Genomic DNA, 14688 nt, shown 5'->3' on the forward strand with positions numbered 1-14688 from the left:
TCGGTTCACGGGAGCTTGGCAGCCTCAAGCGAAACGATTTCCGGGACTGGCTGGACAAGATGGAATGTACAAACAAACGTCTTGCCAACATCCAGAGTGTTGTACGGAAGGCACTCGAAGACGCGGTACAGGATGAGTTGTTGACCGCCAATCCCCTCCACGGGTGGACATACCGGAAGAAGGAGGCACCGAAGGAGGAGGACGACGTAGACCCATTCACTGCGGACGAGCAACGGGAAATTGTCGCAGCCATGCCTCCACAGGCGGCAAATATGTTTCGGTTCGCGTTTTGGACCGGGCTACGTACTTCGGAGCTTGTCGCGCTCAATTGGACGGACATCGATTGGAAGCGCGGCGTGATAGTCGTCAAACGGGCATTGACCCAGACCGCAAAGGAGGCAGAGGACACGAAGACACGTTCAAGTCGCCGGGAGGTAAAGCTCTTGCCGCCTGCCATGTCTGCGCTAGTCGCCCAAAAGGCTCACACGTATCTACAAGGCCGGGAAGTATTCCAGGACCCGCGAAACGATGCTCGATGGTCCGGGGACTCCCCCATCCGGATAGTGTGGACTCGGGGACTAAAGAAGGCACAGGTCAAGTACAGAAAGCCTTACCAGACACGCCATACATACGCATCTATGATGCTCTCCGCTGGGGAGCATCCAATGTGGGTAGCTCGCCAAATGGGCCATTCGAACCAGAACACAACCGTTCGAATCTACGCTAGGTGGATGCCTACGGCGGACCCCGATGCGGGCGGAAAAGCAGTGGAGAAGTTTGCGGAATCGACGTTGCGATTAAGTTGCGATTCCGTACAGAAAACAGCAGGAAATCAAGGCAATTAATCGCCACCCGCTTCGCCAAGCACTTGAATTATAAAGGAATTCTGGCGGAGAGAGGGGGATTCGAACCCCCGATAGGCTTTCACCTATACACGCTTTCCAGGCGTGCGACTTAAACCACTCATCCATCTCTCCGGAAGACGGCAAGTATAGCAAATTCCGGAACCGCACCGCCACCCCTTGGCAAAACCCGCGTCACGGATGCCGGATGTAGTCGACGAGCGCGTTCGTATAGGCGTCCGGCCGCCGATCCAGCAGGCTCACGGCGATCGCCGTCGCAAACCCGGCCGGCACGCCGAACACGCCGGAACTGATCGGCTCGATGCCGAACCAGCTCGGTCCCGCAAAGCCCGTGATCTGCGTGAAGAGCGGATACGTCGACACGATGTAATAAACGCATACGCCCAGCCCCGTCACCATCCCCGCCACCGCGCCGCGCGTCGTCGTGCGCTTCCAGAACACGCCGAGCACGAGCACCGGGAAAAAGCTCGATGCCGCGAGCGAAAACGCCGCCCCGACGAGAAACAGGATCTTCCCGGTATTCAGCGACGCGACATACGACGCGAACAGCGCGACGCCGAGCAGCAGCACCTTCGAAATCGTCACGCGCCGCTGGCTCGACGCGTCTGGCGCGACCATGTGGTAGTAGACGTCGTGCGACAGCGCGTTCGCGATCGTCAGCAGCAGCCCGTCCGCCGTCGACAGCGCCGCGGCAAGCGCACCCGCCGCGATCAGCCCCGACACGACGTACGGCAGCCCCGCAATCTCCGGCGCCGCGAGCACGACGATGTCGGGCTGCATCTGGATCTCGGACCAGTGGACGATGCCGTCGCGCAATTGATCGACGACGCTGATGAGCCCCGGCTCGAATCGATGCCATTGCGTGATCCATGCGGGCAGATCGGCGAACGGCCGCCCCACCAGGTTCGTCAGGATCTCGTATTTGATCAGCACCGCGAGCACCGGCACCGTCAGGTAGAACAGCGCGATGAAGAACAACGTCCAGCCGACCGAGCGCCGCGCGGATGCGACCGACGTCGTCGTGTTGTAGCGCGTCAGGATGTGCGGCAGGCTCGCCGTGCCGAGCGACAGGCACAGCAGCAGCGCGAGGAAGTTGCGCTCGCGCGGCCGGCGGTCGTCGTCGCTCGCGGCCGGAAACGGCTCGTGCATCGGCACCGGATCGGCCGCGCGCGCGAGCAGATCGTCGCGCGCCTGCTCCCACGCAATCCGCGCCGCCGCCGAATCGCGCGGAAATTCGGCGAGCTCGCGCTCGCGCTGGTTGATCTCGCGCAGCGGCCCGTTGTGCCGGCGCAGCGCGGCCACTTCTGCCACGAGCCGCGCGCGCGCGTCGTCGTACGACGCCGGCAGCCTATCGAGCTGCGCCTGGATCTCGGCCGCCTGCCGGCGATACGCGTCGCGCACCTGCCGCTCCTGCGGCGCGTCGCGCATCTGCGCCTCGAGCTTTTCGGCGCGCGACATCAGATGGCCGTAATTGAACTGCGGCACGGGCCCGAGGCCGTTCTTCATCGAGATCAGCGAAACCGGCAGCAGGAACGCGATGATCAGGATGATGTACTGCGCGACCTGCGTCCACGTGACCGCGCGCATCCCGCCGAGAAACGAGCAAACGAGAATCCCCGCCAGTCCGCAGAAGATGCCGATCGAGAAATCGACGCCGATGAAGCGCGTCGCGATGAGGCCGATGCCCTGTATCTGCGCGACGAGGTAGACGAACGAGCACAGGATCGCGGCGATCGCCGCAAGCGCCCTCACGAGCGTGCTCGAGAAGCGCGTGCCGAGGAAATCGGGAATCGTGTAGCGCGCGAGCTTGCGCACGTAAGGCGCGAGCAGGAACGCGACAAGGCAGAAGCCGCCCGTCCAGCCCATCAAGTACGCGAGCGCGTCGTAGCCGGTCGCGTACAGCGAGCCCGCGAGGCCGATGAACGAGGCGGCGGAGAGCCAGTCGGCGGCGGTCGCCATGCCGTTGAACGCGGACGGCACGCGCCGCCCGGCGACGTAGTATTCGACGAGATCCGACGTTCGCGACAGCAGCCCGATCACCGCATACACCGCGATCGGCACGAACAGGAACACGTAGCCGATCCACACGCCCGGTCCGGTCGCGCGCTCGATCCGCCAGAGCAGCAGCACGAACGCGACGAAGCCGATCGTGTATAGCGCATACGCCCGAACCAGCCGATTCGTCAGCATGCGTCGGCGTCCGTCGGATGCGGATGGGCGTCGTCACGCTTCGCCTCGCCCGCACACGCGTCGTAGTCGCGCCGCAGGATTCGGTCGGCGCGCTGCATCAGCACGATGTAGACGGCGATCAACGCGAGATAGACGAGAATCGCGCCTTGCGCGCCGACGTAGAACGGCAGGCTGAAACCGGCGAAGCGCAGAGGCTCGAGCGCCGGCGCGAAGAGCGGCACGATGAACGATACGATGCAGCCGATCGTCATCAACACGGCGATCAGCGCGACGTTGAAACGCCAGTAGCGCGCGTGTGCGCGCGCGAGCCGTGCCGGCACGAACGGCGGCTCGGCGGTATGCGTCGGCGTCGGCGTCGGCGAAGAAGAACCTGAAGAAGAAGCGGCCATGCGCTTGTGTAACAAAAAGCCCCTGCGCGGGCAATCGGGATTGCCGCGCAGGGGCTCGCGCGGCGCGCACTCAATCGCGCGCCGCGCGTCGCACGCGTTTAGCGCACTTCGGCGAGCTGTTCGAGGATCGCGGGGTTCTCGAGCGTCGACGTGTCCTGCGTGATCGCCTCGCCCTTCGCGAGCGAGCGCAGCAGGCGCCGCATGATCTTGCCCGAGCGCGTCTTCGGCAGGTTGTCGCCGAAGCGGATGTCCTTCGGCTTCGCGATCGGCCCGATCTCCTTGCCGACCCAGTCGCGCAGCGCCTTCGCGAGCGTGGCCGCCTCTTCGCCTTCCGGACGCGAGCGCTTGAGCACGACGAACGCGACGACCGCCTCGCCCGTCGTGTCGTCCGGCCGGCCGACGACCGCCGCTTCCGCGACGAGCTCGTGCGACACGAGCGCCGACTCGATCTCCATCGTGCCGAGCCGGTGTCCGGACACGTTCAGCACGTCGTCGATGCGGCCCATGATCGTGAAGTAGCCGGTTTCCTTGTCACGCACGGTGCCGTCGCCCGCCAGATACAGGCTGCCGCCGAGCTCGGCGGGGTAGTAGCTCTTCTTGAAGCGGTCCGGGTCGCCCCAGATCGTGCGCGCCAGCGCCGGCCACGGGCGCTTGACGACGAGAATGCCGCCCTGCCCGTTCGGCACGTCCTGCCCCGTTTCGTCGACGACGGCGGCCATGATGCCCGGCAGCGGCAGCGTGCACGAGCCCGGCACGGTCGGCGTCGCGCCGGGGAGCGGCGTGATCATGTGGCCGCCCGTTTCGGTCTGCCACCACGTATCGACGATCGGGCAGCGTTCCTGGCCGACGTGCTTGTGATACCAGATCCACGCTTCCGGATTGATCGGCTCGCCGACCGTGCCGATGATACGCAGGCTCGACAGATCGTAGCTCTTCGGATGCACGTGGACGTCGGCTTCGGCGGCCTTGATCAGCGAGCGGATCGCGGTCGGCGCGGTGTAGAACACGGACACCTTGTGGTCGCCGATCATCTTCCAAAAGCGGCCGGCGTTCGGATACGTCGGCACGCCCTCGAACACGACTTGCGTCGCGCCCACGGCGAGCGGGCCGTACGTGATGTACGAGTGGCCCGTGACCCAACCGATGTCGGCCGTGCACCAGAACACGTCGGTCGGCTTCCAGTCGAACGTCCATTTCATCGTCTGCGCGGCCCACAGCAGGTAGCCGCCCGTGCTGTGCTGCACGCCCTTCGGCTTGCCGGTCGAGCCGGACGTATACAGGATGAAGAGCGGATGCTCGGCGCCGACCCACTCGGGCTCGCACTGGTCGGCCTCGTTCGCGACGATTTCGTGCATCCAGACGTCGCGGCCTTCGTGCCAGTCGACCCGGCCGCCCGTGCGGCGATAGACGACGACGGTCTTCACCGCGTCGCAGCCGCCCATCGCGAGCGCCTCGTCGGCGATGCTCTTGAGCGGCAGCGTCTTGCCGCCGCGCATCTGCTCGTCGGCGGTGACGAGCGCGGTCGCGCCGACGTCGACGATGCGCTCGTGCAGCGATTTCGACGAAAAGCCGCCGAACACGACCGAGTGCGTCGCGCCGATCCGCGCGCACGCCTGCATCGCGACGATGCCCTCGACCGACATCGGGATGTAGATGACGACGCGGTCGCCGCGGCCGACGCCGCGCCTCTTCAGCGCGTTCGCGAAGCGCGAGACGCGCGCGAGCAGATCGGCGTAGGTGACGCGCGTGACGGTGCCGTCGTCGGCCTCGAAGATCACCGCGACGCGCTCGCCGAGGCCGGCGGCGACGTGGCGGTCGAGACAGTTGTACGACGCGTTCAGCTCGCCGTCCTCGAACCACTTGTAGAACGGCGCGTTCGTCTCGTCGAGCACCTTGCCGAACGGCTTGCGCCATTCGAGCGTCTCGCGCGCGAGGCGCGCCCAGAATCCTTCGTAATCGCGCTCAGCCTCTTCGACGAGCGCCCGATAAGCCGCCATGCTGGAAATGGCCGCCGCCTTCTCCACTGCGGCGGGCGGCGCGAACTGGCGGCGTTCGTGCAGAACCGATTCAATCGCAGACATCGACTACCCCTTGGTGAACATGGAATCCACTACACACTACATGCCGGCGCGATCGGGCGCGCCGTGTCTAATTCGGCGCGCAATGCGCCTGTCTCCCACCCTGCGCGCCGCATGCGGCTCACGCGGCGCGCGATGCTGCATCGCACCACGCCAACCGGCCGCGGCGAAGCGATGCAGACGTTTCACGATAAGCGCCGGAACTTACCCGTCACTTACGCGACGAGCGCGCCGATGCTGCTTTACGCTAGCTTTCACGCGACCCTACAATGCTAACTAACTCGTCGCCCGGATTCCAGCTTGAATCGCTACGCCCTCTTTCTCATCGTGTCGATGTTGCTCGTCGGCAGCAACGTCGGCATCGGCAAATCGATCGTCGCCTTCGTTCCCGTCGCCATTCTCGCCACGCTGCGCTTCGTCATCGCGAACGCGGTGCTCTGGCCGCTCTTCAGCCCGGTCAAGATGCGCACCGTCAAGCGCGGCGAGTGGCTGAACCTGTTCCTGCAGGCGTTCTTCGGCACGTTCATGTTCACGCTGCTGATGCTCAACGGCGTGCAGCGCACGAGCGCCGTCGCGGCGGGCGTCATCACGAGCACGATTCCGGCCGTCGTCGCGCTGTTCGCGTGGCTCTTCCTGCGCGAGAAACCGAACGGGCGTGCGCTCGTGTCGATCGCGCTCGCGATCGTCGGCGTCGTGACGATCAATCTCGCGAACAGCGGCGCGAGCGAAGGCGGCGGCCACGCGAGCTCGCTCTCGGGCAATCTGCTGATGCTCGGCGCGGTCTGCTGCGAGTCGATCTACGTGATCCTGTCGCGGCGCCTCACGCAAACGCTCGCGCCGATCGACATCTGCGCGTACACGCACCTGTTCGGCCTGCTGCTGATGCTGCCGCTCGGCGCGGGCGCGCTCTGGCATTTCGACTACGCGAGCGTGCCGGCGGGCATCTGGGCGCTCGTCGTCTGGTACGGCCTGTCGGCGAGCATCTTCTCGTTCTGGCTGTGGATGAAGGGCATCCGCCACGTGCCGGGCAGCCTCGCCGGCGTGTTCAGCGCGGTGCTGCCGATCTCGGCCGCGATTTACGGCATCCTGTTCCTCGGCGAACGGCCGACGCTCGCGCACGGCTTCGCGCTCGCGTGCGTGGTGACGGGGATCGTGCTCGCGAGCCTGCGCGTGCGGCGCTCGCCGCCCGTCTCGCCCTGAGCGAGCGCCGCGCGGGCGGCGCGCCGTCCGTGCGACGAAGCACCTTTACCGCTGCAAGCGCACCGCGCACACACCGCACCACACGACATTCGCACCGCGCACGCGCTCGGCGCGCCGCCGGCGGGCGCGTCGAGCGCGCCTGGCCGCGATGCTGCGCCGCTGCAAGCGGTCCGGCCGACGCGTTACAATAACGCGCTTTTTTTCAAAAACGTTCCATATCCCCGCGTCCCCGCTTCGCCCGACCATGTCCGCCGCCCCAACCGATCCGCGCCCCGCCCGCCCGGCCCGCCGCAAGATGCGCCCGCTGCCCGCCGTCATCTTCATGAGCCGCTGGCTGCAAGTGCCCCTTTATCTGGGCCTGATCGTCGCGCAGGCGATCTACGTGTTCCTGTTCCTGAAGGAAGTCTGGCACCTGCTGTCGCACGCGGCCGGCCTCGACGAGACAAACATCATGCTCGCCGTGCTCGGCCTGATCGACGTGGTGATGATCTCGAACCTGCTCATCATGGTGATCGTCGGCGGATATGAAACGTTCGTGTCGCGCCTCGGCGTCGAGGGCCACCCCGACGAACCGGAATGGCTCGACCACGTGAACGCGGGCGTGCTGAAAGTGAAGCTGTCGATGGCGCTCATCAGCATCTCGTCGATCCACCTGCTGAAGACGTTCATCAATCCGGACCAGCACACGGTGCACGCGATCATGTGGCAGGTGCTGATCCACGTCGCGTTCCTCGTGTCGGCGCTCGTGATGGCATGGGTCGACCGCCTGACGACGCACACGCACCCCGAGCATTACCACGAAGCGCCGGCGCAGCCGTCGGCGCCGCGCGAGCCGGCGCAACAGTCGGCCTGAGTCGATTCCCATACCCACAGTCCTCACAGAGTCTCAGCCATGACCGTCATCAAACAGGAAGACCTGATCCAGAGCATCGCGGATTCGCTGCAGTACATCAGCTACTACCACCCGCTCGACTACATCGAGGCGCTCGGCCGCGCATACGAGCTCGAGGAAAGCCCGGCCGCGAAAGACGCGATCGCGCAGATCCTGACGAACAGCCGCATGTGCGCGGAAGGCCGCCGCCCGATCTGCCAGGACACGGGTATCGTCACGATCTTCGTGAAGGTCGGCATGGACGTGCGCTGGGCAAGTGAAAACGGCGGCGCGACGATGAGCGTCACCGACATGATCAACGAGGGCGTGCGCCGCGGCTACACGCATCCGGACAACGTGCTGCGCGCATCGATCGTGAATCCGCCCGAAGGCGCGCGCAAGAACACGAAGGACAACACGCCGGCCGTGATCCACTACGAGATCGTGCCGGGCGACAAGGTCGACGTGCAGGTCGCGGCGAAGGGCGGCGGCTCGGAAAACAAGTCGAAGTTCGTGATGCTGAACCCGTCCGACTCGATCGTCGACTGGGTGCTGAAGACCGTGCCGACGATGGGCGCGGGCTGGTGCCCGCCCGGCATGCTCGGGATCGGCATCGGCGGCACCGCCGAGAAAGCGATGCTGATGGCGAAGGAATCGCTGATGGAGCCGATCGACATCCAGGAGATCATCGCGCGCGGGCCGAAGGACTGGGTCGAGGAACTGCGCGTCGAGCTGCACGAGAAGGTCAACGCGCTCGGCATCGGCGCGCAGGGTCTCGGCGGTCTGGCGACCGTGCTCGACGTGAAGATCATGGCCGCGCCGACGCACGCGGCGTCGAAGCCGGTCGCGCTGATCCCGAACTGCGCGGCCACGCGCCACGCGCACTTCGTGCTCGACGGCTCGGGCCCGGCCAAGCTTGAAGCGCCGTCGCTCGACGCGTGGCCGAAGGTCCAGTGGGAACCGAACACCGAAACCAGCAAGCGCGTCGATCTGAACGCGCTGACGCCGGAAGAAGTCGCCAGCTGGGCGCCGGGCCAGACGCTGCTGCTGTCGGGCAAGATGCTCACGGGCCGCGACGCCGCGCACAAGCGCATCGCCGACATGCTGGCCGCGGGCGAGAAGCTGCCCGTCGATTTCACGAACCGCGTGATCTACTACGTCGGCCCGGTCGATCCGGTGCGCGACGAAGTGGTCGGCCCGGCCGGCCCGACGACGGCCACGCGCATGGACAAGTTCACCGAGACGATGCTCGCGCAGACGGGCCTCATCTCGATGGTCGGCAAGGCCGAGCGCGGCCCGGTGGCGATCGACGCGATCAAGAAGCACAAGGCGGCTTACCTGATGGCGGTCGGCGGCGCGGCGTATCTCGTGTCGAAGGCGATCCGCGGCGCGAAGGTGCTCGCATTCGAGGATCTCGGCATGGAAGCGATCTACGAGTTCGACGTGCAGGACATGCCGGTGACGGTCGCCGTCGATTCGCAAGGCACGTCGGTCCACCAAACGGGGCCGAAGGAATGGCAGGCGAAAATCGGCAAGATTCCTGTCGCGAACGCGTAAATAAGAATGATTTTCAGGCCGGATTTCAATCCGGCCTTTTCGATGCGGCGAATTCGTTCACCTTTCGGATTTCGAACGAATTCGCCCTTGGCTTTTCAGGAACGAGCGTTTATCGTTCAGAAATTCAAGCCCCCACACGTCACAAGGAACGAACATGCAAGGCGATAAGAAAGTCATCGAATATCTGAACGCCCAGTTGAAGAACGAACTGACCGCGATCAATCAATATTTCCTGCATGCGCGGATGTACAAGCATTGGGGTCTCGAAAAACTCGGCAAGCACGAATACGACGAATCGATCGGCGAAATGAAGCACGCGGATTGGCTGATCGAGCGCGTGTTCATGCTCGACGGCCTGCCGAACCTGCAGGATCTGCACAAGCTGCTGATCGGCGAGGAAACCGAGGAAATCCTGAAATGCGATCTGAAGCTCGAGCAGATATCGCAGTCGACGTGCAAGGAAGCGATCGCATATTGCGAATCGGTGCGTGATTACGTGTCGCGCGAAATCTTCGAGAAGATCCTCGACGATACCGAAGAGCACATCGACTGGCTCGAAACGCAAATCGACCTGATCGGCAAGGTCGGCATTCAGAACTATCAGCAGTCGATGATGGGCTCGCCGGAGTAATTCCTCCCGTTCGATTTCTATTCGATCCACGCTCGCTCGCCGACATGACGCCGCCGCCCGCATCCGATTTCCGCGCATCGCCCGCCCATGCGCCGATCGGCATCTTCGATTCGGGGCTCGGCGGCCTGTCGGTGCTGCGCGCGGTGCGCGAGCGGCTGCCCGACGAGGCGCTCGTCTACGTCGCGGATTCCCGTCATGCGCCGTACGGCCCGCGCGAGGACGCGTTCATCGTCGAGCGCACGCTCGCGATCGGCGAATGGCTCGCCGCACGAGGCGCGAAGGCGCTCGTCGTCGCGTGCAACACCGCAACCGCGCAATCGATCGCGCTCGTGCGCGAGCGCCTGCCGATTCCGCTCGTCGGCGTCGAGCCCGGCATCAAGCCGGCGGCGCAACATTCGAAGACGCGCATCGCGGGCGTGCTCGCGACGCAGGCGACGCTGCGCAGCGCGCGCTTCGGCGCGCTGATCGCGCGCCATGCCGCCGACTGCCGCTTCATCTGCCAGGCGGGGCATGGCCTCGTCGAGGCGGTCGAGCGCGGCGACACCGGCTCGCCCGAGCTGCGCGCGCTGCTCGCGGGCTACCTCGAGCCGATGCTTGCGGCGGGCGCCGACACGCTCGTGCTCGGCTGCACGCACTACCCGTTCTTCGACGCCGCGATCCGCGACGTAACGTCCAACCGCCTGCATCTGATCGACACGAGCGACGCGATCGCCCGCCAGCTTTCGCGGATACTGGACGAGCGCGATCTGCGCGCGCCGGCCGGCTCCCGGCCGGCACCGCCGCCGCGCCTCTGCTCGACGGGCGATGGCCGGCAACTGCAGTCTCTCGCCGCGACACTGCTCGGGCTCGACGTGCCGGCCGAATCCGTCACCATTTCCTCCCCGAGCACGGCCGCGCCCGCCGCCCATCCGGCGTAGCCGCGCCGCCCGCCGTCGCCCGAAAACCCTTCCAAGCGCCTGGTTTTGTTACAAAAAACCCGGGACCGCGCTTGCCAAGCCCCACAAATATAATGATAATAATTCGCATTAACGTTAGCTATCGCGCTCCATCATGATCGTCTGCGTGTGCAAGTCCGTTTCCGATCGGAAGATTCGCGCATCCCTCGCGGAAGGCGTGGACACTTTCGACGAACTCCAGTTCGAACTCGGGGTCGCTACGTGCTGCGGCAAGTGCGAGGAAACCGTGCGCGACATCATGGCGGAACAGGGCGTTTGTGCGAGCCGCTGCGGCGTCGAGCACCACGCCGCCGTGCCGGTTCCAATCGCGTTCTACGAACGCAAGGCGGCCTGACCGGCGCGCCAGGATCGCACGCGGCGCCGCGCGCGCCGCGCTCTCGTTTTACCAGCCCGTCAGCAAGCCTGCCCGCGCGAGCCAACGGCCTACCTGCGAAGGAGCCCGTAATGGAATTGCTGATCGGATTCGTGACTACTGTGTGCATCTCTTTGCTGATCTTCCGCAAGTGATGCCGCACTTCGCGGCGTACGTCACGCGCGCCGCCGCGCTACGAAGCTAACATGCAGGTTTCGAATTCCCTGCCGGCCGCCTCCGCGCCGGTTTTTCCCCGTATGAATCCCCGCGTCGTCACCGCTGCCGTGGCGGTTCTCGCCGGACACGCGATCCTGCTGACCGGCGCACTGCTGATGCGCAACGACGCACCGCATCGATCGCTCGAGTCGAAGACGATCACCGCCCAGTTGCTGAGCGCGCCCGTCGCACAGCCGGTCGGCATCCAGTCGGCGCCGACGCCCGAGCCGCCGAAACCCGTCCCGAAGGTCAAGCCGAAGCCGGCGCCCGCGCCCCGGCCGGTCGCGAAACCGAGTCCGACGCCGCTGCCCGTGTCGCACGAGCCATCGCCGAACGCGATCACCGCGCCGGAACCCGCACCGCCCGCGCCCGCGGCTCCCGCCGACACGAGCGCGAAGGCAGCGCCGCCCGCCGGCGCGCCGACGAGCCGCCCGACGATGGAAATCGTCGCGCCGAAGGAAGGCGCGCATCTGACCTGCCAAATCGCGAAGGCTGCATATCCGACGCTGTCGAAGCGCCGCGGCGAGACGGGCGTCGTGAAGGTGCGCTTCGTCGTCGGCCTGACGGGCAAGATCGAAAGCGCGCAAGTCGTCCAGAGCAGCGGCTTTGCGCGCCTCGACGACGCGGCGCTCGACGCGATCCGCTCGTCGCCGTGCCAGCCATACATGCAGAACGGGCAGCCGATGCGCGCCGCCTACACGCAGCCCTACGACTTCACTCTGACCGACTAATCTCGGCAACACCCGAAAGAAACAACAAGGAAAGGAAATGCAAAGCTACGGAATCGCGCACGTGTGGGCGCAAGGTGACTTCGTTACGCGGTTCATCGCGATCGCGCTCCTCGTGATGTCGATCCTGTCGTGGATGGTGATCGTCATCAAAGGCTGGAACGTGATTCGCCTGAAGCGTCTGTCGAAAGATGCAGAGCAGTCGTTCTGGCATTCGGACGATTTCGAGGAAGGCGTGAAGAAGCTCGGCCGCGCATCGTCGTCGACGCAGGACAACCCGTTCCTCGCGCTCGCGCTGTCCGGCCAGGAGGCCGCCGATCATCACCATCAGACACAGCCGCACCTGCACGACCGGATGGACGTGTCCGACTGGGTCACGCGCTGCCTGAAGGACACGATGGACGAAGGCATCGCGCGAATGCAGAGCGGGCTCGCGATTCTCGCGTCGATCGGCAGCACCGCGCCGTTCGTCGGCCTGTTCGGCACCGTGTGGGGCATCTATCACGCGCTGCTCGTGATCGGCGCGACGGGCCAGACGTCGATCGATCAGGTCGCCGGCCCCGTCGGCGAATCGCTGATCATGACCGCGTTCGGCCTGTTCGTCGCGATTCCCGCCGTGCTTGGCTACAACGCGCTCACGCGCGCGAACAAGAGCATCGTGAGCCGCCTGCGCCGCTTCGCGCATGGCCTGCACGCCTACTTCGTGACGGGCGCGCGCCTCGCGTCGTCGGCCCAGCGCGACGGGCTGCGCCTCGCCGCGCGCGCGAACTGAGCGGAGGTTCGCGATGGCAATGAACACCAGCTTCGGCGACGATGACGACGACGGCCTGATGAACGAGATCAACATGACGCCGCTCGTCGACGTCATGCTCGTACTCCTGATCATCTTCCTCGTCACGATTCCGGCGATGCATCACGCGGTGAAGATCGACCTTCCGCGCGCGAGCAGCCAGCCGGTCGAAGTGAAGCCGAAGACGATCGACGTCGCGATCGAAGGCGACGGCACGGTTCTGTGGGACGACCATCCGGTGAACGCAACCGATCTGCAGGCGCGAATCGCGCAAGCCGCGCAAACGACGCCGCAGCCGGAGCTGCATCTGCGCGCGGATCGCAAGGTCGCGTACGAAAAGGTCGCTGAAGTGATGTCGGCCGCGCAGGCGGGCGGCCTGACGAAGCTCGGCTTCGTGACCGAGCCGAAGTCGAACGCGAAGTAATCGCCGTGTTGCATGCCGCGTGCGATAAACGCACGCGGCACAAACGCACGCGGCACAAAGTAAAAGGCCCTCATCGCCAGATGAAGGCCTTTTTTCATGCGCGCACGGGCGCCTTCGGGCGGCGGACCCGACGGCCTGACTGCTGCACGTCGAGCAACGCGATGCGACATGCCGTGGTCTGCACGGACTAGCGCGGTCTGCCCTATCTGGCTCGCAACATATGCGGCCACCTTGTTTCGCTTGGCACCTTCCCTCACGAAATGGGATTTCAATATAGGCCTAGCCGCGCACGCATTCAAGCAGCCGACGATTGAAACTACCGATTGCGTGACGCGCGTCAAATGCCAAAACCGATGCACACGCGAGCTTCCGATTTCGTCAGATCGAAATCTTCATGTCCGCGTCCTTCGCGCCGCGCTCCGGGCAGCTGGGCTCCTTGTAGTTTTCGCTGTCGAGCTTCTCGACGAGATAGTCGACGAACGCACGCACGGCGGGCGGCATCCCCTGCCGCGACACGAACACCGCGTAGAGCTGCGGCACGGGCAGCGTCCAGCCCGGCATCACCGGCGACAGTTGCCCCGCTCGCAGCGCATTGCCGTACATCGACTCCGGCAATGCCGCGATTCCGACCCCGTCGAGCACCGCTTCGCGGATCGACATCAGATCCGCCGTCACGAGGCGCGGCTCGTGCTCATGCGCGTGGCGCGTGCCGTCCGGCGCGATCAGGTTGAATACGTGACGGCCGTCGCCCGACGGCGTATCGAGCGTGTCGAATCTCGACAGATCGTCGGGCACGAGAGGCGGCGCGTTCTGCTGCAGCAGGCTCGGCGCGCCGACGAGCATCTGCTCGGTGCGCCACAGCGGCCGCACGACGATGTTCGCGTTCTGCGGCGGCTCGGATCGCACGCGCAGCGCGACGTCGATCGAGTCTTCGAAGAGATCGATCACGCGATTCGTCACGCGAATCTGCACGCGCACTTCGGGATAGCGGCGCAGGAATTCCGGCAGCAGACGCGAAAGCATCGTCTGCGACAACGTAACGGGCACGCTCACACGCACCGTGCCCCGCGGCGCCGAGCGTAGTTGCTGCACTGCATTCATCGCGGCCTGCGCTTCGGACAACATTGCTTGGCAATGCTGATAGAAAAGCTGCCCCGCCTCGGTCAACGCGAGCTTGCGAGTCGAACGCTGCAACAGGCGCACGCCGAGCGTCGCCTCGAGCTCGGTGAGCCGCCGCGACAGGCGCGACTTCGAGATTCCGAGCACGCGCTCCGCGGCCGAGAAGCCGCCGTGCTCGACCACCTGAGAGAAGTACATCAAGTCGTTCAGGTTATGTGCGTCGATAGTCATTTCATCGTTCCAATTCCACAACGATCCATTGCGAATCGAGCAGATTTAATCGGCAATTCGCTCAATATAATAGCCTTACGTTGCAAAAATATC

General features: G+C 65.2%; 14 protein-coding genes and 1 tRNA gene. 10 read left to right on the plus strand and 5 right to left on the minus strand.

Annotated elements, in window-relative coordinates; translation table 11 throughout:
• Window positions 1–59 precede the first annotated feature (59 nt).
• The gene (locus WT60_RS30825) at window positions 60–845 is read left to right on the plus strand and encodes a site-specific integrase (RefSeq protein WP_257790888.1); all 786 of its coding nucleotides are present in this window, start codon (window positions 60–62) and stop codon (window positions 843–845) included.
• Between the two features lie 42 nt (window positions 846–887).
• On the opposite strand, the gene WT60_RS30830 is transcribed toward WT60_RS30825, so the two are convergent.
• The 4 genes from WT60_RS30830 to acs form a co-directional block, all read right to left on the minus strand.
• A tRNA-Ser gene (locus tag WT60_RS30830) sits at window positions 888–977 on the minus strand.
• 60 nt (window positions 978–1037) lie between these two features.
• Window positions 1038–3053 (minus strand): VC_2705 family sodium/solute symporter, encoded by a 2016-nt coding sequence (locus WT60_RS30835; RefSeq protein WP_038748188.1) that lies wholly within the window; start codon window positions 3051–3053, stop codon window positions 1038–1040.
• The gene (locus tag WT60_RS30840) at window positions 3047–3373 is read right to left on the minus strand and encodes a DUF4212 domain-containing protein (RefSeq protein ID WP_038748186.1); all 327 of its coding nucleotides are present in this window, start codon (window positions 3371–3373) and stop codon (window positions 3047–3049) included. Before WT60_RS30840 ends, WT60_RS30835 begins: the two co-directional genes overlap by 7 nt.
• A gap of 167 nt (window positions 3374–3540) precedes the next feature.
• Window positions 3541–5523: an acetate--CoA ligase gene (acs, locus tag WT60_RS30845; protein ID WP_038748184.1), complete on the minus strand. Its 1983-nt coding sequence runs from the start codon at window positions 5521–5523 to the stop codon at window positions 3541–3543.
• Between the two features lie 297 nt (window positions 5524–5820).
• Here acs and WT60_RS30850 point away from each other — a divergent pair, with 297 nt between their 5' ends.
• The 9 genes from WT60_RS30850 to WT60_RS30890 all read left to right on the plus strand — a co-directional run bounded on the left by WT60_RS30850 (window position 5821) and on the right by WT60_RS30890 (window position 13245).
• Window positions 5821–6720, plus strand: coding sequence for a DMT family transporter (locus tag WT60_RS30850; protein WP_038748182.1), 900 nt, complete (start codon window positions 5821–5823; stop codon window positions 6718–6720).
• A 244-nt stretch (window positions 6721–6964) separates the two neighbouring features.
• Window positions 6965–7573, plus strand: coding sequence for a TIGR00645 family protein (locus WT60_RS30855; protein WP_038748180.1), 609 nt, complete (start codon window positions 6965–6967; stop codon window positions 7571–7573).
• A gap of 39 nt (window positions 7574–7612) precedes the next feature.
• Window positions 7613–9148, plus strand: coding sequence for a fumarate hydratase (locus tag WT60_RS30860; RefSeq protein ID WP_038748178.1), 1536 nt, complete (start codon window positions 7613–7615; stop codon window positions 9146–9148).
• Between the two features lie 154 nt (window positions 9149–9302).
• Complete coding sequence (gene bfr, locus WT60_RS30865) at window positions 9303–9779, plus strand: bacterioferritin (RefSeq protein WP_038748176.1); 477 nt, start codon at window positions 9303–9305, stop codon at window positions 9777–9779.
• Between the two features lie 44 nt (window positions 9780–9823).
• Window positions 9824–10696 (plus strand): glutamate racemase, encoded by an 873-nt coding sequence (murI, locus tag WT60_RS30870; RefSeq protein ID WP_038748174.1) that lies wholly within the window; start codon window positions 9824–9826, stop codon window positions 10694–10696.
• A gap of 133 nt (window positions 10697–10829) precedes the next feature.
• Window positions 10830–11069, plus strand: a complete 240-nt coding sequence (locus WT60_RS30875; protein WP_038748172.1) for a (2Fe-2S)-binding protein — start codon at window positions 10830–10832, stop codon at window positions 11067–11069.
• A 224-nt stretch (window positions 11070–11293) separates the two neighbouring features.
• A complete protein-coding gene (locus WT60_RS30880) occupies window positions 11294–12034 on the plus strand; it encodes an energy transducer TonB (RefSeq protein ID WP_038748170.1) in 741 nt (246 codons plus the stop codon).
• A gap of 37 nt (window positions 12035–12071) precedes the next feature.
• Entirely contained in the window at window positions 12072–12803 is a 732-nt protein-coding gene (locus WT60_RS30885; RefSeq protein ID WP_038748168.1) for a MotA/TolQ/ExbB proton channel family protein, read from the plus strand.
• Between the two features lie 13 nt (window positions 12804–12816).
• Window positions 12817–13245 carry a biopolymer transporter ExbD gene (locus WT60_RS30890; RefSeq protein WP_059574454.1) on the plus strand — a complete coding sequence of 143 codons (429 nt, stop codon included), beginning with the start codon at window positions 12817–12819 and terminating at the stop codon, window positions 13243–13245.
• 378 nt (window positions 13246–13623) lie between these two features.
• Here the strand turns inward: WT60_RS30890 and WT60_RS30900 are convergent, their stop codons facing one another.
• Window positions 13624–14595 (minus strand): LysR family transcriptional regulator, encoded by a 972-nt coding sequence (locus WT60_RS30900; RefSeq protein WP_038748165.1) that lies wholly within the window; start codon window positions 14593–14595, stop codon window positions 13624–13626.
• Window positions 14596–14688: the final 93 nt, after the last annotated feature.

Source organism: Burkholderia sp. MSMB617WGS, from assembly GCF_001532025.2.
Lineage (GTDB): Bacteria > Pseudomonadota > Gammaproteobacteria > Burkholderiales > Burkholderiaceae > Burkholderia > Burkholderia savannae.